This is a genomic window from Paracidovorax cattleyae, from assembly GCF_900104515.1.
Classification (GTDB): domain Bacteria; phylum Pseudomonadota; class Gammaproteobacteria; order Burkholderiales; family Burkholderiaceae_C; genus Paracidovorax; species Paracidovorax cattleyae.
On sequence record NZ_FNJL01000022.1, the window covers coordinates 1 to 17,724 of the forward strand.

Below are 17,724 nucleotides of genomic sequence, written 5' to 3' on the forward strand. Positions count from 1 at the left end.
CCCCAGGGCAGTTGCTATCGCGCTCCCGAAGCAGGTGAATGTGTGCGGATAGCCTTGATGCTGGGCTCGGATCAGGGGTTGTGAGAGGTTCCCTAAAGGGTATTGCGATTGGTGGATTTATTCTTGGCGTTACTGTTTCCACAGGTATTGAAATTATAGATTTTGTTTTCAATAGTGAAAAGACTATGTATGATCTCGTGGGCGGGATCGGCGTTGAGGCTGTCAAAGGTGGGTTGGGTGGGCTGGTGGCCTATGCATTCGGTTTATATGCAGGCTCTTTAACTGCAATAGCAGTGGCGCCACTTATAGTAATGGCGCTTGCCGCTTTCGGTGCAGGTGTTATATTGAATTATGCTGATGAAAAATATCAGATTAAAAACAAAGTTGTAGCGGCTCTAAAAAACCTTCCCACAAATATAAGTGAAGGTTTGTATAAAATTGATGAAAAATCAGAATCTTGGTTGGATGGTTTGAGGCGCGGCGTGAAAAACACCGAGCGAAAAACAAATCAGGAAATGATAAATTGGCTATGCCCTATATGCAGGAGATAAAAATTGGCTGGCAGTGATTTGAATCAAGAGACGCGTAATGTCCGTAAAACTATTTGGTTCGGACTGCCTCTTTCTATGGCATTTTTAATTCTCTGTTATCTCATAGGAATCCCTGAGATTTTTCAGTCGATTACTGACCTGAGAGAGGGTTCTCCCTCTGTGAGAATCTCTGTGGCCGCGTTAAGCTTGGTCATATTTATACCTTTGATTTTGATAATGATGCCATTATCGATCTTGAAGGCGATTCCGATTCGTAGAGGTGTGGATTTTTTGGTGAAGCTGTTGAATTTTGGTGTTTTTGCCGCTGCCGCATTTATGGTCATCGGAATGCCTTTGCTAACATTGGTGCAATATAATTATATGCCTAAGCTGGGATACTCAAAATGCAACGAGCTTCGTGGGCACCCCACAATATGGTTCAATGATTGGGTTAAAAATCCCAAATGGTGCGTGCCTGGGAAAGATAGGGCGTGGGTACTGGAACAGGCCCGGAGCGATAGCAGAAACCAATGAAAAGAGTTACGACATGCTTGACGTGGTAGCACGTTTGGTAGCAAAATTCTAGAGTTTTCAACCCTTCAAGCTACCTAAGTTCTTGATTTGATTGGGTTTTTAGGCCAAAGAAAATTTGTCCCGCCCTCTCCGCCAGATGCAAAGCCCAAGTAGTCCGCTACTTGGGCTTTTTTCTTTGGGAGCGTGTCCTCCCGCCCAAAAACCCACCCAAAGCTGGCCCGGTAGGGTTTGCACTTGATTGCAAGCCGTCAAGCCGCTGGCCATGCGGCGTTCATGGTGCATCATCGCGGTAACGAAGCGATACAGAAGCGCCATGCCGAGACTGAAGAAAAATGTTGCTCCGCTCCTGGAGCGGGCCACCGATTCCCTCACTCTGTCCATTGAACTTTTCAACCGACCAGCGGAAACCGGGCGAAGCCATGGGGTGCTCATCCTTTTGCAACATTCCTTCGAGATGCTGCTAAAGGCGATGATCCTTCAATCCACGGGCTCCATTCATGCCAAGGGGGAGAAGTACACTCCTGCCTGTTTCCACTCGCCCGCCACGAGTCCTATCTGTCCTGCTCAACAGTGAGCTTTCGGAAGTCGATAGATTGCTAGCCACGGGACGCAGGCAGGGAGCGCAGGCGGCTGCAAAGCTGCGCACCATCCTGGCGTTTGCTTCGGGAGCCATGCAGGAAGATGGCAATCGCGTCTCTGAAACCGAGATTGATGCAGCCATTGCCAAGTGAAGAAAGCGACAAGACTGGAAGGTCATCCTTCCCGAGATTGCGCAACTGACTCTCAGCACGGACGGTACAGGCATTCCAATCTCAATGAAGATTGCCAAGGACGCAAACCTTGCGTTCAAGATCGCAAAGCCCGGTGACATCGTAGAAGGGGCGCTGCTAAAGCAGGAAATTGATCCGTGGACGGTTTTCAACCTGGGACGGGACGAACTCGCCGCGAAGCTGGGCCTCAGCCCTCCCAGAACTCATGCTTTGATCTTTGAGCTGAATCTCCAGAATGAGGCGGATTGCTATCGGGAGCTTCGGCGTAAGAGCCAAACATTCAGAGGTTATTCTCAGAAAGCACTCAATCGACTTCGTGAAGCGCTGAAGACCGCTGATATGGACGATGTGTGGGCTCGTCACAAGTCGAAGCTCACGAGACGACGCTAGAGCGTGTTATGAACTTCCTGCCGCAGCCAGCACCCGTGCGGCTGCAGGCAACATGAGCACGGCAAAGACCAGGAAATGCAGCCCGCCGAGCACTTCGGGTAGGCGCTCGTAGTCCCGCGTGAGTCTGCGGAATCTCGCCAGCCAGCCGAAGCTGCGCTCTACCACCCAGCGCCGGGGCAGCAGCACGAAACCCTTTTTCGCTTCCGGCAGCTTCACGATCTGCAGCTCGATGCCGTTGTCCCGTGCGGCCTCTGCTGCCGCCTCGCCCGTGTAGCCTTGATCCGCCCAACCCCGCTTCACCGAGTGGCCCGTGGCCTGCTGTACGTCTTCGCACAACTTCTGCACCTGTGCGCGTTCCTGCTCGTCGGCCGGCGTGACATGCACCGCCAGCAGATGCCCCAGGGTGTCCACGGCCATGTGAACCTTGCTGCCTCGCTTGCGCTTGTAGCCGTCGTAACCCGCACGCGGTCCGCTCTCGCAGCTCGACTGCAATGTCCGTCCATCCATCACCATGGCACTGGGTTGTCCCTGGCGCCCTTGCGCCACGCGGATGATCGAACGCAGGTCCGACACCATCGCCTCGAAGCAGCCCGCTTCCAGCCAGCGTCGGGTTTGCTGGTAGACCGCCTCCCAAGGAGGTAGATCGTTGGGCAGCATCCGCCAAGGCGCGCCTGCGCGCACCAGCCAGCGCAACGCGTTGAAGACTTCGCGCAGATCGTGCTCGCGCTGGGGCGCGCGCTGGTCCATCAGGCTCAAGTAGGGCGCAGCGAAGCTCCATTCTTCATCGCTGACATCCGTCGGGTACGGCTTGCGGGGCATCCGCAGACTCTACCTTTGACTTCCACTCCGAGGAGCAAAGTTCATAACACGCTCTAGTTCCCACCTAGGAGGGGCGTCAAGCCACGGTGCTGGCCTGATGCAATTAATTGCATACAACTATTCTCTGTTGCTGCTTCACTTAAGTGCGGCCGTTCGCGTCCTGTTTGGGGTACTCATGCGGAGTTCTACATCTTCCATCATGACTGCCGGGCTGATCTTCAGCACTGTGCACAGCTTGAAGATGGTGCGCAGGCTCAAATTGTCATCAATGATGCATCATTAATATGCTGGCTCGGTTTGGGATCGACCTGAAAGCTGCGCCAGTATTGGATTTTTTGGTTTGACCTTGACAAATCGATTTTTGGATGATGGTTTTGGCATGCCTTGTGGCTCAATGCTGGTGCGGCCTTTCATAGTTTGGTTTTGGTTTGGCTTTTATTATATGGACAAAGCGTGCCTCTTGGTGTTCGTAAACACCTCAGCAAGTCACTTCGGAATAGACGACGTTACCACCATAGGCGCGATTATCGCAGGCTATCCAATGTTGCCCACGCGAGGGAAATTTGCGGGAGCAACAAAGGGAACTTCTATCGCCTCAGCTGTTTCTCGAAAAGTTCTTCCTTTTGAATTGAAGCACCGAATACTCCCCACAATCACCTGGAAGAGCATGCTGCAATTGAAGGTACTATTGGTAAAAAATATAGGAACATTTGTAGGCAGAACAATTCCTGTGGTCGGAGTGGTTATGCTAGCCTATGATGCGTACAAAATATCCGCCGAATCTGTGCGGGCTTATAATGAGCTAATAAAAGAAGAGGATAAGGTTTTCTGATGGCAATAAATTCCATGGCAGAAATCGAAGATTTTATCAGGAAAGAAACCGGAATATTTCCTAGCAATAAAATCAATCCATCCACGACAATCGAGGATGATCTAGGAATTACAGGCGATGACGCAGTAGATTTCATGGAGAAATTCTTTGATAGATTCAATGTGGACTACCAGGGATTCGATTTTCAAAGATACTTCAATGGAGAAGGTTTCAATCCGCTGAAACTGCTATTATTGCCACTCCCAAGCTTCCGAAGGAAATTTCAAAAGGAGGTTGCAAAAGTTCCTTTAACCCTGGGTATGCTTGCAAAAGCTGTCGAATTAAAAAGGTGGGATGCCGAAAAAATCGAATGATAATAATCGAATTGATTGCATACTTGACTGGAAATATGTTTGGTAGTAAAATTATCGATATTCCAATCCAGCCCGCCACCTCAGTTCTTGATTGATTGGGAAATTTATCCCGGGGTCAGCTCCACCATCCGGCACCTGTTACAGAGAGCAGCACTCCGGGGACAAACAAAAATCGAAATAGGCCATCCCGCGCCAGTTTGCCCGGCCGAGCCCCTCCCCAAGAAGGCCTGCGGGGCAAGATACCCAACCACGTACCCCACCCGGCAAGCCACGCTCCGGCTATAGAGCAACACTTTCCCCAATCCGACGGAAATGTTGGGTACACTTTTCCGGTATCGCAGAGCAGACAAAGCCCCAAAACGACCATAAACCCCACCCAACCAGCACTCGACCAAAAATCACGGAAGACCGCGCGAGATAGCTTCAGTTGGCTGTCCTCCTCTTGAGTGCGGACTGCCCTTGACCAGCATGCGTGCCAAAGCGCTTGCTTTATCATCCCTGCTGTCTGCATATCTTCAATCTCCTGCCAAACCACAGGACTGAAGGATAGCCCCGCTTGCGCATTAGAAGGTTCGTATTCAAAAGACTGTGCCTCCACGCCTTTAGTGTGTAGGCCAAGAAGTCGCTAAGGCGCGTGCGCCGTCTGTGTTCGACAAGCGGGACCGCATTAGTTTAAGTAACGCCACCATTGCCATGCCGCGACGCGAGCTACTCACCTGCCGCAATGCAACGCTTGCTGTCACACAACAGCGCTCGCACATCACCCTTTAGGATTTTCGTCTACAAAACTCCTAAAATTCTCATTTTAGGGAGTCCTTAGGCTGATCGCTTCCTATAGATCCCCGCAAGCTGCAGCTCATGCATTTTAGGAAATACGGCAGATTTTTTCCCGCTAAATCATCCATAACGCAGTCGAAGCCTATCCTCGCTGAGAACAGCATGAAGGCGGCCAACGCCCCCAGCCCGTCCTCGGCCGCGGGTATCGCGAGCGGCGTGGACAACACCAGCCGCTTCGGCCTGCGCGGCCGCGAGGGCCTGGACGGCGGCGTGCACGCCGTGTTCAACCTGGAAACCGGGCTGAACCTCGATACCGGCACCCAGGCCAATGCCACGAAATTTTTCGACCGCGCGACCATCGTCGGACTGGGAGGCCGCTGGGCGAGAACGCCGCGGGCGCCAACCTGCGATCCTCCCGCTGCGCGGGCCTGGCCTATGCGGCGGGCGGGAGGCCTGACCGTGTCCGGGGCATACCAGGACTTCAAGACAGCCAGCGGACTCGCGCTGGACGCGGCCACGCTGGGCGTGGCCTACCAGTTCGGCAGCGTCAAGCTCCTGGCGAACACCGGCCGCAGCAAGGCAGAGACCTCGGCCACCGCGCGCACCGTACAGCGCGTGCATTCGGTCGGAGGCACCTGGGCGGCAACCCCGGCCATCGACCTGACGGCATCGGTGTACCGCCTCGATCGCGACCGCAGCGGCCTGCAGGGCGACGGCTACACCCGCGCCATCCTGTTCGCCGAATGCAAGCTCTCGCGCCGCAGCCGGCTGTACGCCGAGCTGGACCGCACGAACTGGCGCGGCGGCTACCAGGGCGCCGCCAACAAGAGCGCTGCGACCGGCTTCACGGCCGGCGTGATGCATACGTTCTGACCCGGGTGCACCCCTGCACCCGTGGCATGGCTCAGTCGGGCTTGATCTGCGCCCGCGCGATGACCTTTTTCCAGCGCTCCTGCTCGGTCGCGATGAACTGCGCGAACTGGGCCGGCGTGCCGCCGATCGCCTCGGCCGCGTCGCCGGACAGCCTGCGCTGCGACTCGGGCGCCTTGACGGCCTTCATGGTTTCCGCGGCGAGCTTGTCGATATGGTCCTGGGACATGCTGGCGGGCGCGAGCATGCCGTACCACTGGGTCATCTCGAACCCCGGGAAGCCCTGCTCGGCCACGGTGGGCACGTCGGGCAGCTGCGGCAGGCGCTGCGCCGACCCGGTGGCGATGCAGCGGACCTTGCCGGACTTGATGAACGGGATGATGGCGGCGGCGCCGATGGCGGAGGCATCCACGCGGCCCGACAGCAGGTCGGTCAGCATCGGGCCGGTCCCCTTGTAGGGCACATGCAGCATGAAGACCTCGGAGGTCATCTTGAGGTACTCGAACGCCAGGTGCCCGGCGCTGCCGTTGCCTGCGGAGCCGTAGCTCAGCTTGCCGGGATTGCGCTTGGCATGGGCGATGAACTCGCGCAGGTTCTTCGCCGGCACGTCCGGATGCACCACGTAGAGGCTGGGCACCTTGGCCAGCAGGCTCACGGGCTTGAAGTCCTTCGGCGACCAGGGCAGCTTGTCGAAGATGTAGGGGTTGACGGCGAGCGTGCCGATGTGCCCCAGGATGACGGTGTGCTGGTCGTCCGCGCGCGCCACCTCGGACATGGCGATATTGCCGGCGGCCCCGGGCTTGTTGTCCACATACACGTTCTGGCCCAGCGTCTTGGACAGCTCGGCCGCGGTCGAACGCGCGACGATCTCGGAGCTGCCTCCCGGCGCGAACGGCACCACGAACCGCACGGACTTCGAGGGCCATGCCGCCTGCGCCCCTGCAAGACCGGGCCACAGGCCCAGCCCGCCGGCCGCGGCTCCCGCGGCCAGCAACTGCCGGCGCCCGGGCGAAAGGAGGCGGGAATCCGCCTTGGGATGGAAGGGGGTCATGGGAAAGCCCTGCGCATTGTCGAAAGCGCCGATCATGCCGCCGCACCGCGCGGGCGGCACCGCCCCACCGCCCCCTGTTTACCCTGATGGACGCCCCCGCAGTGCAGGTGCCCGGATGCCGACAGGACGGATCAGGCCCCCGGTTCCGCCACGGGTACGGGCACCGGCAGTGCCTCCGGCTGCTTGCGCTGCCGGAAGAAAGCCACCACCTGCCAGAGGATGAAAGCGAACACCAGCCCGATCAGCGTGCCGCTGATCGGCCGCGACACGAACACGCCGAAGCTCCCGCGCGACAGCAGCATGGCCCGGCGGAAGTTCTCCTCCAGCATGGGTCCCAGGATGAAGCCCAGCATCAGCGGCGACGGATCCAGCTCCAGCCGCATGAACAGGTAGCCCAGCACGCCGAACACGACGGTGATGTAGATGTCGTCCAGGTTGTTGTTGATGCTGAAGGTGCCGATGCAGCAGAAGAACAGGATCGCCGGGAACAGCACGTTGTACGGGATCTTGAACACCGACAGCCAGTAGCGCACCAGCGGCACGTTCAGGATCAGCAGGAAGCAGTTGCCGATCCACATGCTGGCCACCAGCCCCCAGAACAGCTCGGGGTGGCCGGCGATCATGTTGGGGCCGGGCTGGATACCCTTGATGATGAAGGCGGCCATCATCAGCGCCATCACGGCGTTCTCCGGAATGCCGATGCTCATCAGCGGGATGAAGCTGGTTCGCGCCGCGGCCTCGTCGGCGGCGGCCTGCCCGGCCACGCCCTCGATGCAGCCGGTGCCGATCTCGTGCTTGTACTTGCTGACCTTCTTGTCCAGCGCGTAGGCGGCGAACTGCGCGATCACCGGGCCGCCGCCGGGCAGGATGCCGAGGGCCGAGCCCACGACGCTGCCGCGCAGCGCGCTCGGGATGATGCGCTTGAACTCCGCCCAGGTCGGGATCAGCTTGATCTTCCCGTTGAAGGGCGAGCGCTCTTCGCGTGAATCGAGGTTCTTGGTGATCTCCGCGATGCCGAAGCAGCCCAGCGCAATGCTCACGATGCCCACGCCGTCGGCCAGGAACGGCAGGCCCAGCGTGAAGCGCTCCGCACCGCTGTTCACGTCGGTGCCCACCGATCCCAGCAACACGCCCACCAGGCACATGGCCAGGCCGTTGAGCAGGCTGCCCGTGGTCACGAAGCTCACGCACACGAAGCCCACGAGCATCAGCGCACAGTAGTCGGGCGGCCCGAAGAGGAACGCCACCTCGCCCAGGCTGGGCGCCAGGAAGGCCAGCACCACGATCGCCACCGTGCCGCCGATGAAGCTCGACACCCCCGCAGTGAACAGTGCCAGCCCGGTCTTGCCTTTGAGCGTCATCTGGTAGCCGTCGATGCAGGCCACGATGCTGCTGGCGTGCGGTATCTTCATCGTGATCGCGCTCACGCTGTCGCCGTATTGCGCGCCGTAGTAGATGCCGGCGAGCATGATGAGCGCGCCGGTCGTGTCCATCGAATAGGTCAGCGGCAGCAGCAGGCTGATGGTGGCCAGCGGGCCCAGGCCGGGCAGCAGCCCCACCAGGGTACCCACCGTGCAGCCCAGGGCGCAGAACATCAGGTTCTGGATCGTGAGCGCGTGGCCAAAGCCGAACGCGAGGTTGTGCAGGACGTCCATGTCGGTGCTTCCTTCGGCTCAGTACAGCGGCAGGCTCAGGCCCAGCAGCTTCTGGAACGCGAAGGCGATGGCGACCAACACCGCCGCGATCTTCACGTTGCGCGCCGCCGAGTACGACGTGCCTGCGAATCCGGAACAGAACACCAGGAAGACGATGCCCGCGATCATGTTCACGAAATGCGAGATGAGCGCGAAACCGCACAGGCTCGTCAGGATGATGGCGATGTTGCGCGGGTTGAAATTCAGCGGCACGGGCGCCACCAGCCGCGCGCGCAGCACCGTGATGCCGCCGATCACGAACAGCATGCAGCTGACGATGAACGGGAACAGGCCCGGCCCCGCGTGGCTGAGCGAGCCCAGCGAGTAATGCACCGACGGCAGGCCGAAGGCCAGCGCCAGCGCCATGAGGACGAAGCCCCGGACGAGATTGCGGTTGTTCATGATCGAAACGGTCTCCTGTGGTTCTGCCGCGCCCTTCCTTCCACGCGGCGGCACCGGTGGCTGGGGTATGCTGGCAGTGGCACTATTGCCACCCAACCTGATCGCGGGCTGACCCTGCCCGTGCGTATTTCCACGTAGCCCGTCCCTGTTTCCGCGATGCGCATCCTCCTGGTGGAAGACGATCCCGTCCTGAGCCGCACCATGGCACAGGGACTCGAACGCGCGGGCCACCGCGTCGAACTCGCCCAGAACGTGGAAGACGCCCAGCACTGGTGGGCGGTGCAACCCTTCGATGCCGTGCTGCTGGACCTCAACCTGCCCCACGGCCCGCAGGCGCGCAGCGGCCTGGGCAACGGCCTCACGGCGCTGCGCAGCGCGCGGGCGCGCGGAGACCGCACGCCGGTGCTCGTGCTCAGCGCCCGCGACAGCACCGAGGAACGCATCGCCGGCCTGGATGCCGGCGCCGACGACTACCTGGGAAAGCCGTACGAACTCAAGGAGGTGGAAGCCCGCCTGCGCGCGCTGGCCCGCCGCGCCACCGGCTCCGGCGACCTCGTCACCGTCGGCCGGCTTCAGCTGGACCGGCAGGCGCGGCGCTGCAGCGTGGACGCGCAGGCACTGGAGCTGCCGGCGCGCGAATTCGAACTGCTCTGGGAACTGATGACGCCGCCGGGCCGCGTGCTGAGCAAGAGCGACCTCTCGCAGCGCCTGTCCGACGCGGGCGAGGCACTGGGCGACAACGCGCTGGAGGCCTTCGTCTCGCGCCTGCGCCGCAAGCTGGCCGGCAGCGGCGCGGCCATCCGCACGCTGCGCGGCCTGGGTTACAGCCTCGAGGAAGATGCCTCCTGAAGCACGCCCCGCCGCCAGGCCGGCACTGCGCCAGCGCATCGGCCGCCACGTGCTGCTGTCGCTGCTGCTCATATGGGGCCTGGGCAGCGCCGTCGTGCTCGTGGTCGGCAGCCACTTCGTGGCCGAAGCCTTCGACCGCGCGCTGCTCGACGACGCGCACGCCCTGGCGGTACATGTGCGCGGCGGAGCCCAGGGCCCGCTGCACCTGGACCTGACGCCCCGCGAAGCCGAACTGCTGCGCTTCGACCAGCATGAAACCGTGCGCTTCGCGGTCTGGGATGGCGACGGCCGATTCGTGGGCGGCGACGAGAGCCTGCCGGCGGACCGCCTGCCGGGCGGCACCAGCGGAGGGATCCGCGGTGGCGACCACCGCTACGGCTTCTCCGACATCGTGCTGGACGGCCGCGAACTGCGGCGCGCCACGCTGCGCGTCGAGGGTCCACCGGTCTACACCGTGGTGATGGCCCAGACCACGTCGCAGCGTGCCCAATTGCTGGGCCGGCTGCTGCTGTTCTCGGTGCTCGCCCAGCTGTGGTTGCTCGTGGCCCTGGGTTCGTGGCTGCTGCGCGGCATCGAGCGCGACTTGCGGCCGCTGGCCGACCTGCAGGACGCCATGGCGCAGCGCGATGCGGCCGACCTGCAGCCCCTGCCGGGCACACTGACCGCGCAGGCACGCACCAGCGACGTGCAGCGCCTGGGCGAAGCCCTGGACGGACTGTTGGCCCGCGTGCGCCAGGGTCTGCAGGTGCAACGTGAATTCGCCGGCAACGTGGCCCACGAACTTCGCACGCCATTGGCCGGCATCCGGGCGCAGGCCGCCAACGCACTGGCCCAGGACGACCCCGCCGTGTGGCGCAGCGAACTGCAGGGCATCGCCGACGCAGAGCAGCGCGCGAGCCGCACCGTGAACCAGTTGCTCGCCCTCGCGCGCGCGGCCGAGGGCGAGATCGCCCTGCCCTTGCAGACCGTGGCGCTGGAAGCCCTGGTGCGCAAGGTGCTGCTGCGCTACCTGCCACGCGCCGACGAACTCGGCGTGGACCTGGGCGCCGAGGGCCTGGACCAGCCCGTGGCCGTGCGCGGCGAGGCCGGCCTGATCGAGGGCATCCTGAACAACCTCCTGGACAACGCCCTGCGCTACGGCCGCGGCCATCCGCCGCGCATCACCGTCACCCTGGAGCCATCGCCCCCCTGGGCCGTGCTGCGCGTGGCCGATAACGGCCCGGGAGTGGACGCCGGACCGGACCTGCAGCAGCCCCAGCGCTGGACGCAGGGTGAGCAAGGCCTGCAACTCGGCCAGGGCGCCGGACTGGGCCTGGCGATCGTGGCCCGCTACGTGGAATTGATGAAGGGTCGCGTGCAGATGGAGCAGACACCCGGAGGCGGCCTGACCGCCTGCGTGTACCTGCCCACCGCAGTGCAGCCGGAAGCGAAATGACTACCTTGCGCGCTCGATGGCCGCGACCAGCAACTCGGCAAAACGGTCACTGGCCTCCTGCGAGCGATGGACGAAATCGGGCTGAAGATCCTGCTCACCGCGGTAATCCGCATCCCAGCCCGCGTGCTCGATGCCCTCACGCTGCGCGATGTCGTGCATCACGGCGTTGAGCGCCTCCCAGTTGGCGATCCACTCCGCCGGGAAACGGTCGGCAGGCATGCGCGCCAGTCCCGTGAAAACCGGCCGGGCCCCGGCCGCGCGCACCACGCTCACGGCCTTTTCGAGATCGGCGCGATAGGTGGCGGCAGGCACCATGCCGAAAGCGTCGTTGGCACCCAGGGCGATCACGATGATCCTGGCCGTGTGGGGCTCGGAAGGAAACGTCTGTATCGCGGTTTCCATGCGCAAGCCATTGGCGGTTCGGTCATCCAGCCTCCACCGCGGCCGGGCGGCCTGGATGCGCTGCACCGGCGTGACCGGGACACCATAACCGTGCAGCAGGCTGTCGCCATCGAGCTCGACCGTCAGCGGACAGCGATAACCGAACAGGCGGCACAGGACGTCGTCTAGTTTGCCCATGAACTTCCTCATGCAGTCGACTGGGACGGCAATCAAGGTGAAGGGAGGTGTGGCTTCGAGCCATTTTGCCGATGGCCTCATCCGAAGCCTTTCGAACGGTCTCACCAATATACTTTGAAGCCGGCAGCAGGGCCACCGAAGCGCCATCAGGAGTCGGCCACCAAAATCCGCTGCGGAATGCCGGCCGCGGAGAATCTACAGTCTTCAATAAATGCATCCATGGCGATAGAGCACATGGAACTTGGTAAGTCCCCTTGGTCATGCAATCACGCAGAGCCGGTGGAGATCGACGGAATAGAGCACCACAGCGGCTGAGGCAGGGTGAGTCCCACAAGGCAAAAAAAACCGCCACATGCCGGGGTTTCCGGCATGTGGCGGTGTCCTGAGTGGTGGAGCTGGCGGGAATTGAACCCGCGTCCGCAAGCCTTCTTCGGGCAGATCTACATGTTTAGCGGTCTGTTTTGGATCTCACCCCCCAAGCCGCGCAGTCGCACGCTGCAAGAAAGGCCAGCACCCTTGGATCTCACCCCATGCCAAGGTACCCGGCAGGAGGCCAGCTGACGTGAATAACCTTGCAGCCGGGAGGCCTTGCGGCCCCCTTGCCCAGCCCGTCAGCATGCTGTTGCAAGGCTCACCGGTGTTTAAGCGGCGAGTGCGAAACGTTCGTCGTTTGCAGTTGGTTTGTTGAATGCAGATTTACGAGCGCCACTCAAGCTCGACATGCACCACACCGATTCCGAACCCACGTCGAAACCAGGGCAGCCCCAGACCCTCCATTTTAGGCTGCCGGGAGCCATTGCAAGAGGTCGAGGGGAAATTTAATCGAACAATGCGCACCCCAGAGCGCTGGCTCCTTGTGGTTGCCCAGGTAGCCGTACAGCGCGGCGACCGTGCCCATGCCGGCCGCGTTCCCGGCAACGATGTCGCGCTCGTCGTCGCCGACGTAGATGCATTCCCCGGGCGCGACGCCCAGCCGGGCCGCAGCTTCCAGCAGCGGCGCAGGATGGGGCTTCGCATGGGGCGTGGTGTCGCCGCTGACCAGCGTGCCGGACGTGCGGAACATGGGGATCGCCTCCGTGAGCGGTACGGAAAAGCGCGCGGCCTTGTTGGTGACCACGCCCCACGGCACGCTCGCCCGGGCCAGCCGCTCCACGAGCGCCTCCACGCCGTCGAACACGGTCGTGCGATCATGGATGCAGGCCTCGTAGTTGGCGAAGAACTCTTCCCGCAGAGCCGGGAAGCCGGGATGGTCGGGAGCCATGCCGAGCGCCACGGCGAGCATGCCGCGCGCGCCTGCACCCGCCATGGGCCGGTAGTCCGCCAGCGGCAGGGACGGCAGGCCGCGGTCCGTGCGGATCTTGTCGGCGGCCGCGGCGAGGTCCGGCGCACTGTCCACCAGCGTGCCGTCAAGGTCGAACAGCACCGCGCTCACGCGCGAGGGAAAAGGAGGCATTTCCGCCATCACGCCTCCTCCCGGCGACATGCCATGAGGTAATTCACGCTGGTATCCCCGCTCAGTGCATAACGTCGCGTAAGGGGGTTGTATTCCATGCCGCGTGTCTGCCGGACGTCCAGCCGGGCCGTGCGGCATGCGGTAGCCAATTCGCTGGGCTTGATCAGCTTCGCATACTCATGCGTTCCCCGTGGCAGCATGCCCAACACATATTCAGCGCCCACGATGGCCAGGAGAAACGCCTTCGCATTGCGGTTGATGGTCGAGAAAAACACCCACCCGCCGGGTTTGACCAGCCGGGCGCATGCCTGCACCACGGACGCCGGGTCGGGAACATGCTCGAGCATCTCCATGCAGGTCACGACATCGAAGGCTCCCGGTGACTCTTCTGCCAGCGCCTCGACGCTGACCTCGCGGTACTGGATATGGGGCGTGCCAGCTTCCAGGGCGTGGAGCTGCGCCACCTTGAGCGACTTGGTGGCGAGATCGATGCCCGTCACCTCCGCGCCTTTGCGGGCCATGGAATCGGCCAGGATGCCTCCGCCACAGCCGACGTCCAGCACCCTCTGCCCCAGCAATGGAGCCAGACCGTCGATCCATCCCAACCGCAGCGGATTGATCTCGTGCAGGGGGCGGAATTCGCTTTCGAGATCCCACCAGCGGTGGGCCAGCTCGGAAAATTTGGCCAGTTCGGCCGGATCGACATTGGCGGTGGAAGAACTCATTGGCAAATTGTGCCCGCAATTGCTGCGGACATAAAAAAAGCCCCGGAGACCGGGGCTTTCAGGGAAGCGGAACTGACCGAAATCAGTTGGCGCGGGTGCCAACCACTTCGATTTCCACGCGGCGGTTCTTGGCGCGGCCTTCCTTGGTCTTGTTGTCGGCGATCGGCTGCTTCTCGCCCTTGCCTTCGGTGTACACGCGGTTCTTCTCGATGCCCTTGGACACGAGGTATGCCTTCACGGCTTCAGCGCGGCGCACGGACAGCTTCTGGTTGTAGGCATCGGTACCGATGGAGTCGGTGTGACCCACGGCGATGATGACTTCCAGGTTCACGTTCTTGACCTTGGAGACCAGGTCGTCCAGCTTGGCCTTGCCTTCGGGCTTCAGCACGGACTTGTCGAAGTCGAAGAAAGCGTCGGCGGCGTAGGTCACCTTGTTGGCCACGGGGGCTGCAGGTGCGGGGGTGGGTGCAGCGGGAGCGGCAGGTGCCGGAGCAGCGGCAGGAGCCGGTGCCGGTGCCTGGGCCACCAGGGCGCCGTCGCAGCCTGCTGCGGCGGTGGCGGGCGTCCAGTTGGCATCGCGCCAGCACAGTTCGTTCGTGCCGTTCTTCCACACCAGCTCGCCGGTGCCGTTTTGCCAGTTGTCGATCACCTTGCCGCCGTCAGCGGCCTTGACTTGGGCACCAGCCGAGGTAGCCAGCACGGCAGAGGCCAACAACATCGCCACTTTGTTCAGTTTCTTCATGGTTCTCCTCTTGGGGAAAAAGCCGCAGCCGCGCTGCGAATATGGACGTCGTCAGTGACCATCACCAAAAACGCTGAATTGATTGTGCCATACGTAACAAGGCAAAGTGACCGCCCCCCAACCCTCAACCGTAGGACAAAAGCGCTTTACCCCCCGATGTGTTGCGCACTTGCGACAAGGCGTTGCGCCTTAGAATGTCAGACCTCCGCCGCCCTGATCCCGCATCCCCGATCCCATGACCCAGTTCGCCAAAGAAACCCTGCCCATCAGCCTCGAAGAGGAGATGCGGCGCAGTTATCTCGATTACGCGATGAGCGTGATCGTCGGCCGCGCGCTGCCGGATGCGCGGGACGGCCTCAAGCCGGTGCATCGCCGCGTGCTGTTCGCGATGCACGAACTGAATAACGACTGGAACCGCCCTTACAAGAAGTCGGCCCGTATCGTCGGGGACGTCATCGGCAAGTACCACCCCCACGGCGACAGCGCCGTGTACGACACGATCGTGCGGATGGCACAGGACTTCTCCCTGCGGCACATGCTGGTGGACGGCCAGGGCAATTTCGGCTCCGTGGATGGCGACGGCGCGGCCGCCATGCGGTACACGGAAATCCGGCTGTCGAAGATCGCCCACGAGATGCTGGCGGACATCGACAAGGAGACCGTCGATTTCGGGCCCAACTACGACGGCAGCGAGAAGGAGCCACTGGTACTGCCCAGCAAGCTGCCCAACCTGCTCGTGAACGGATCGGCCGGCATCGCGGTGGGCATGGCGACCAACATCCCGCCGCACAACCTCAACGAGGTGGTGGATGCCTGCCTGCATGTGCTGCGCCACCCGGACGCCACGGTGGACGAGATCATGGAGATCATTCCCGCGCCGGACTTCCCGACCGCGGGCATCATCTACGGCATCAACGGCGTGAAGGAAGGCTACCGCACCGGCCGCGGCAAGGTGGTCATGCGGGCGCGCTGCCACTTCGAGGATATCGACCGCGGCCAGCGCCAGGCCATCATCGTCGACGAGCTGCCCTACCAGGTCAACAAGAAGACGCTGCAGGAGCGCATGGCCGAGCTGGTGCACGAAAAGAAGATCGAGGGCATCAGCCACATCCAGGACGAGTCCGACAAGTCCGGCATGCGCCTGGTGATCGAGCTCAAGCGCGGCGAAGTGCCCGAGGTGGTGCTGAACAACCTCTACAAGCAGACGCAGCTGCAGGACACCTTCGGCATCAACATGGTGGCGCTGGTGGACGGCCAGCCGCGCCTGTGCAACCTGCGCGACCTGATCGTCGTCTTCCTGCAGCACCGCCGCGAGGTGGTCACGCGGCGCACGGTGTTCGAGTTGCGCAAGGCCCGCGAGCGCGGCCACGTGCTGGAAGGCCTGGCCGTGGCGCTGGCCAACATCGACGAGTTCATCCGCATCATCCGCGAATCGCCCACGCCGCCGATCGCCAAGACCGAGCTGATGAACCGTGCGTGGGACAGCCAGCTGGTGCGCGAGATGCTCACGCGCACCCGCGCGGACGGCGGCGTCGTGAACGCCGACGACTACCGCCCCGAGGGCCTGGAGCGCGAATACGGCATGGGCCAGGACGGCCTGTATCGCCTCTCGGAAACGCAGGCCCAGGAAATCCTGCAGATGCGCCTGCAGCGCCTGACGGGACTGGAACAGGACAAGATCGTCGCCGAGTACAAGGACATCATGTCGGTCATCGAAGACCTGCTCGACATCCTTTCCAAGCCCGAGCGCGTCTCGGTCATCATCGGCGACGAGCTCACCGCGATCAAGGCGGAGTTCGGCCAGCACAAGCTCGGCATGCGCCGCACACTGGTCGAGCACAGCGCGCAGGACCTCTCCACCGAGGACCTCATCACGCCCACCGACATGGTCGTGACCCTCTCGCATACGGGATACATCAAGAGCCAGCCGCTGTCCGAATACCGCGCGCAAAAGCGCGGCGGGCGCGGCAAGCAGGCCACGGCGACCAAGGAAGACGACTGGATCGACCAGCTCTTCATCGCCAACACGCACGACTACATCCTGTGTTTCTCCAACCGCGGCCGGCTGTACTGGCTCAAGGTCTGGGAAGTGCCAGCGGGCTCGCGCGGCTCGCGCGGCCGGCCGATCGTGAACATGTTCCCGCTGCAGGAGGGCGAGAAGATCAACGTGGTGCTGCCGCTGACCGGCGACATGCGCACCTTCCCCGCCGACCGCTTCGTCTTCATGGCGACCAGCATGGGCACGGTGAAGAAGACCGCGCTGGACGAGTTCAGCAACCCGCGCAAGGGCGGCATCATCGCGGTGAACCTGGACGACGGCGACTACCTCATCGGGGCAGCGCTCACCGATGGCCAGCACGATGTGATGCTCTTCTCCGACGGCGGCAAGGCCGTGCGCTTCGACGAGAACGATGTGCGGCCGCTGGGCCGCGCGGCGCGCGGCGTGCGCGGCATGATGCTGGAGGACGGCCAGAGCGTGATCGCCATGCTGGTGGCGGAGGACGAGACGCAGAGCGTGCTCACCGCCACCGAGAACGGCTACGGCAAGCGCACCAGCATCGTCGAATACACCCGCCACGGACGCGGTACCAAGGGGATGATCGCGATCCAGCAGAGCGAGCGCAACGGCAAGGTGGTCGCTGCCACCCTGGTCCATGCGGACGACGAGATCATGCTGATCACCGACAAGGGCGTGCTGGTGCGCACCCGCGTGGGAGAGATCCGCGAACTGGGCCGCGCGACGCAGGGCGTGACGCTGATCTCCCTGGACGAAGGCGCGAAGCTGAGCGGGCTGCAGCGCATCGTCGAGAACGACGCGAACCCGCCGGCCGCGGATGCCGCAGACGACGCCCCCCCCTCCACCGGTCCGGACGCGGAAGACCCCGCGGCCGAATGACGGCACGGCGTGCCGTGCGGAAA

Annotated in this window: 18 protein-coding genes, 1 other RNA gene and 1 pseudogene; 11 read left to right on the forward strand and 9 right to left on the reverse strand. The window is 62.3% G+C overall.

Annotated features, from left to right (window positions below; genetic code table 11):
* The first annotated feature begins 80 nt into the window (after positions 1–80).
* From BLR05_RS26025 to BLR05_RS26040, 5 genes are all read left to right on the forward strand, one after another.
* On the forward strand, positions 81–551 hold the full coding sequence (locus tag BLR05_RS26025; RefSeq protein WP_143015947.1) for a hypothetical protein: 471 nt from the start codon (positions 81–83) through the stop codon (positions 549–551).
* Positions 552–554: 3 nt separating this feature from the next.
* On the forward strand, positions 555–1,064 hold the full coding sequence (locus BLR05_RS26030; protein ID WP_143015948.1) for a DUF1240 domain-containing protein: 510 nt from the start codon (positions 555–557) through the stop codon (positions 1,062–1,064).
* Between the two features lie 313 nt (positions 1,065–1,377).
* Positions 1,378–1,638: a DUF3644 domain-containing protein gene (locus BLR05_RS27650; RefSeq protein WP_143015949.1), complete on the forward strand. Its 261-nt coding sequence runs from the start codon at positions 1,378–1,380 to the stop codon at positions 1,636–1,638.
* Positions 1,562–1,795 (forward strand): DUF8611 domain-containing protein, encoded by a 234-nt coding sequence (locus BLR05_RS27835; protein WP_491896663.1) that lies wholly within the window; start codon positions 1,562–1,564, stop codon positions 1,793–1,795. Before BLR05_RS27650 ends, BLR05_RS27835 begins: the two co-directional genes overlap by 77 nt.
* 84 nt (positions 1,796–1,879) lie before the next feature.
* Positions 1,880–2,224: a DUF8610 domain-containing protein gene (locus BLR05_RS26040; RefSeq protein ID WP_143015950.1), complete on the forward strand. Its 345-nt coding sequence runs from the start codon at positions 1,880–1,882 to the stop codon at positions 2,222–2,224.
* A gap of 6 nt (positions 2,225–2,230) precedes the next feature.
* Here the strand turns inward: BLR05_RS26040 and BLR05_RS17140 are convergent, their stop codons facing one another.
* The gene (locus BLR05_RS17140) at positions 2,231–3,043 is read right to left on the reverse strand and encodes an IS5 family transposase (protein WP_092836404.1); all 813 of its coding nucleotides are present in this window, start codon (positions 3,041–3,043) and stop codon (positions 2,231–2,233) included.
* Positions 3,044–3,485: 442 nt separating this feature from the next.
* On the opposite strand from BLR05_RS17140, the gene BLR05_RS17145 reads away from it, so the two are divergent.
* The 3 genes and pseudogenes from BLR05_RS17145 to BLR05_RS17155 form a co-directional block, all read left to right on the forward strand.
* Positions 3,486–3,875 carry an STM2901 family protein gene (locus BLR05_RS17145; protein WP_092836406.1) on the forward strand — a complete coding sequence of 130 codons (390 nt, stop codon included), beginning with the start codon at positions 3,486–3,488 and terminating at the stop codon, positions 3,873–3,875.
* Complete coding sequence (locus tag BLR05_RS17150) at positions 3,875–4,228, forward strand: DUF1493 family protein (RefSeq protein ID WP_092836408.1); 354 nt, start codon at positions 3,875–3,877, stop codon at positions 4,226–4,228. The genes BLR05_RS17145 and BLR05_RS17150 overlap by 1 nt, the downstream gene beginning before the upstream one ends.
* A gap of 933 nt (positions 4,229–5,161) precedes the next feature.
* Positions 5,162–5,878 (forward strand): annotated as a pseudogene (locus tag BLR05_RS17155) (porin); the annotation flags it as partial.
* Between the two features lie 31 nt (positions 5,879–5,909).
* Here the strand turns inward: BLR05_RS17155 and BLR05_RS17160 are convergent.
* The 3 genes from BLR05_RS17160 to BLR05_RS17170 form a co-directional block, all read right to left on the reverse strand.
* Positions 5,910–6,926 (reverse strand): Bug family tripartite tricarboxylate transporter substrate binding protein, encoded by a 1,017-nt coding sequence (locus BLR05_RS17160; RefSeq protein WP_092836604.1) that lies wholly within the window; start codon positions 6,924–6,926, stop codon positions 5,910–5,912.
* A 131-nt stretch (positions 6,927–7,057) separates the two neighbouring features.
* Positions 7,058–8,581: a tripartite tricarboxylate transporter permease gene (locus BLR05_RS17165; RefSeq protein WP_092836412.1), complete on the reverse strand. Its 1,524-nt coding sequence runs from the start codon at positions 8,579–8,581 to the stop codon at positions 7,058–7,060.
* 18 nt (positions 8,582–8,599) lie between these two features.
* On the reverse strand, positions 8,600–9,022 hold the full coding sequence (locus tag BLR05_RS17170) for a tripartite tricarboxylate transporter TctB family protein (RefSeq protein ID WP_092836422.1): 423 nt from the start codon (positions 9,020–9,022) through the stop codon (positions 8,600–8,602).
* 156 nt (positions 9,023–9,178) lie between these two features.
* On the opposite strand from BLR05_RS17170, the gene BLR05_RS17175 reads away from it, so the two are divergent.
* Together BLR05_RS17175 and BLR05_RS17180 are read left to right on the forward strand one after the other, a co-directional pair.
* Positions 9,179–9,871 (forward strand): response regulator transcription factor, encoded by a 693-nt coding sequence (locus BLR05_RS17175; protein ID WP_092836423.1) that lies wholly within the window; start codon positions 9,179–9,181, stop codon positions 9,869–9,871.
* On the forward strand, positions 9,861–11,306 hold the full coding sequence (locus tag BLR05_RS17180; protein WP_092836424.1) for a sensor histidine kinase: 1,446 nt from the start codon (positions 9,861–9,863) through the stop codon (positions 11,304–11,306). Before BLR05_RS17175 ends, BLR05_RS17180 begins: the two co-directional genes overlap by 11 nt.
* Here BLR05_RS17180 and BLR05_RS17185 read toward each other — a convergent pair whose 3' ends face one another.
* From BLR05_RS17185 to ompA, 5 genes are all read right to left on the reverse strand, one after another.
* Positions 11,307–11,897: an SGNH/GDSL hydrolase family protein gene (locus BLR05_RS17185; RefSeq protein ID WP_225979284.1), complete on the reverse strand. Its 591-nt coding sequence runs from the start codon at positions 11,895–11,897 to the stop codon at positions 11,307–11,309.
* A gap of 375 nt (positions 11,898–12,272) precedes the next feature.
* Positions 12,273–12,651, reverse strand: a transfer-messenger RNA (tmRNA) gene (gene ssrA, locus BLR05_RS17190).
* Between the two features lie 12 nt (positions 12,652–12,663).
* Complete coding sequence (locus BLR05_RS17195; RefSeq protein ID WP_092836425.1) at positions 12,664–13,347, reverse strand: HAD-IA family hydrolase; 684 nt, start codon at positions 13,345–13,347, stop codon at positions 12,664–12,666.
* On the reverse strand, positions 13,347–14,063 hold the full coding sequence (ubiG, locus tag BLR05_RS17200) for a bifunctional 2-polyprenyl-6-hydroxyphenol methylase/3-demethylubiquinol 3-O-methyltransferase UbiG (RefSeq protein WP_092836426.1): 717 nt from the start codon (positions 14,061–14,063) through the stop codon (positions 13,347–13,349). Before ubiG ends, BLR05_RS17195 begins: the two co-directional genes overlap by 1 nt.
* Positions 14,064–14,145: 82 nt before the next feature.
* Positions 14,146–14,805, reverse strand: coding sequence for an outer membrane protein OmpA (gene ompA / locus BLR05_RS17205; RefSeq protein WP_013594407.1), 660 nt, complete (start codon positions 14,803–14,805; stop codon positions 14,146–14,148).
* A gap of 235 nt (positions 14,806–15,040) precedes the next feature.
* Here ompA and gyrA point away from each other — a divergent pair, with 235 nt between their 5' ends.
* Positions 15,041–17,701 (forward strand): DNA gyrase subunit A, encoded by a 2,661-nt coding sequence (gene gyrA / locus BLR05_RS17210; RefSeq protein WP_092836429.1) that lies wholly within the window; start codon positions 15,041–15,043, stop codon positions 17,699–17,701.
* Positions 17,702–17,724: the final 23 nt, after the last annotated feature.

What these genes read in the sequence shown, in the direction of transcription:
- BLR05_RS27835 (WP_491896663.1), top strand. Translation starts at nt 1,562, where the DNA reads ATGCCAAGGGGGAGAAGTACACTCCTGCCTGTTTCCACTCGCCCGCCA.
- BLR05_RS17145 (WP_092836406.1), top strand. Translation starts at nt 3,486, where the DNA reads ATGGACAAAGCGTGCCTCTTGGTGTTCGTAAACACCTCAGCAAGTCAC.
- BLR05_RS17165 (WP_092836412.1), bottom strand. Translation starts at nt 8,581, where the DNA reads ATGGACGTCCTGCACAACCTCGCGTTCGGCTTTGGCCACGCGCTCACG.
- BLR05_RS17175 (WP_092836423.1), top strand. Translation starts at nt 9,179, where the DNA reads ATGCGCATCCTCCTGGTGGAAGACGATCCCGTCCTGAGCCGCACCATG.
- BLR05_RS17160 (WP_092836604.1), bottom strand. Translation starts at nt 6,926, where the DNA reads ATGACCCCCTTCCATCCCAAGGCGGATTCCCGCCTCCTTTCGCCCGGG.
- BLR05_RS17185 (WP_225979284.1), bottom strand. Translation starts at nt 11,897, where the DNA reads ATGAGGAAGTTCATGGGCAAACTAGACGACGTCCTGTGCCGCCTGTTC.
- BLR05_RS17195 (WP_092836425.1), bottom strand. Translation starts at nt 13,347, where the DNA reads ATGGCGGAAATGCCTCCTTTTCCCTCGCGCGTGAGCGCGGTGCTGTTC.
- BLR05_RS17150 (WP_092836408.1), top strand. Translation starts at nt 3,875, where the DNA reads ATGGCAATAAATTCCATGGCAGAAATCGAAGATTTTATCAGGAAAGAA.
- BLR05_RS17180 (WP_092836424.1), top strand. Translation starts at nt 9,861, where the DNA reads ATGCCTCCTGAAGCACGCCCCGCCGCCAGGCCGGCACTGCGCCAGCGC.
- gyrA (WP_092836429.1), top strand. Translation starts at nt 15,041, where the DNA reads ATGACCCAGTTCGCCAAAGAAACCCTGCCCATCAGCCTCGAAGAGGAG.
- ubiG (WP_092836426.1), bottom strand. Translation starts at nt 14,063, where the DNA reads ATGAGTTCTTCCACCGCCAATGTCGATCCGGCCGAACTGGCCAAATTT.
- BLR05_RS27650 (WP_143015949.1), top strand. Translation starts at nt 1,378, where the DNA reads ATGCCGAGACTGAAGAAAAATGTTGCTCCGCTCCTGGAGCGGGCCACC.
- ompA (WP_013594407.1), bottom strand. Translation starts at nt 14,805, where the DNA reads ATGAAGAAACTGAACAAAGTGGCGATGTTGTTGGCCTCTGCCGTGCTG.
- BLR05_RS17140 (WP_092836404.1), bottom strand. Translation starts at nt 3,043, where the DNA reads ATGCCCCGCAAGCCGTACCCGACGGATGTCAGCGATGAAGAATGGAGC.
- BLR05_RS26040 (WP_143015950.1), top strand. Translation starts at nt 1,880, where the DNA reads ATGAAGATTGCCAAGGACGCAAACCTTGCGTTCAAGATCGCAAAGCCC.
- BLR05_RS17170 (WP_092836422.1), bottom strand. Translation starts at nt 9,022, where the DNA reads ATGAACAACCGCAATCTCGTCCGGGGCTTCGTCCTCATGGCGCTGGCG.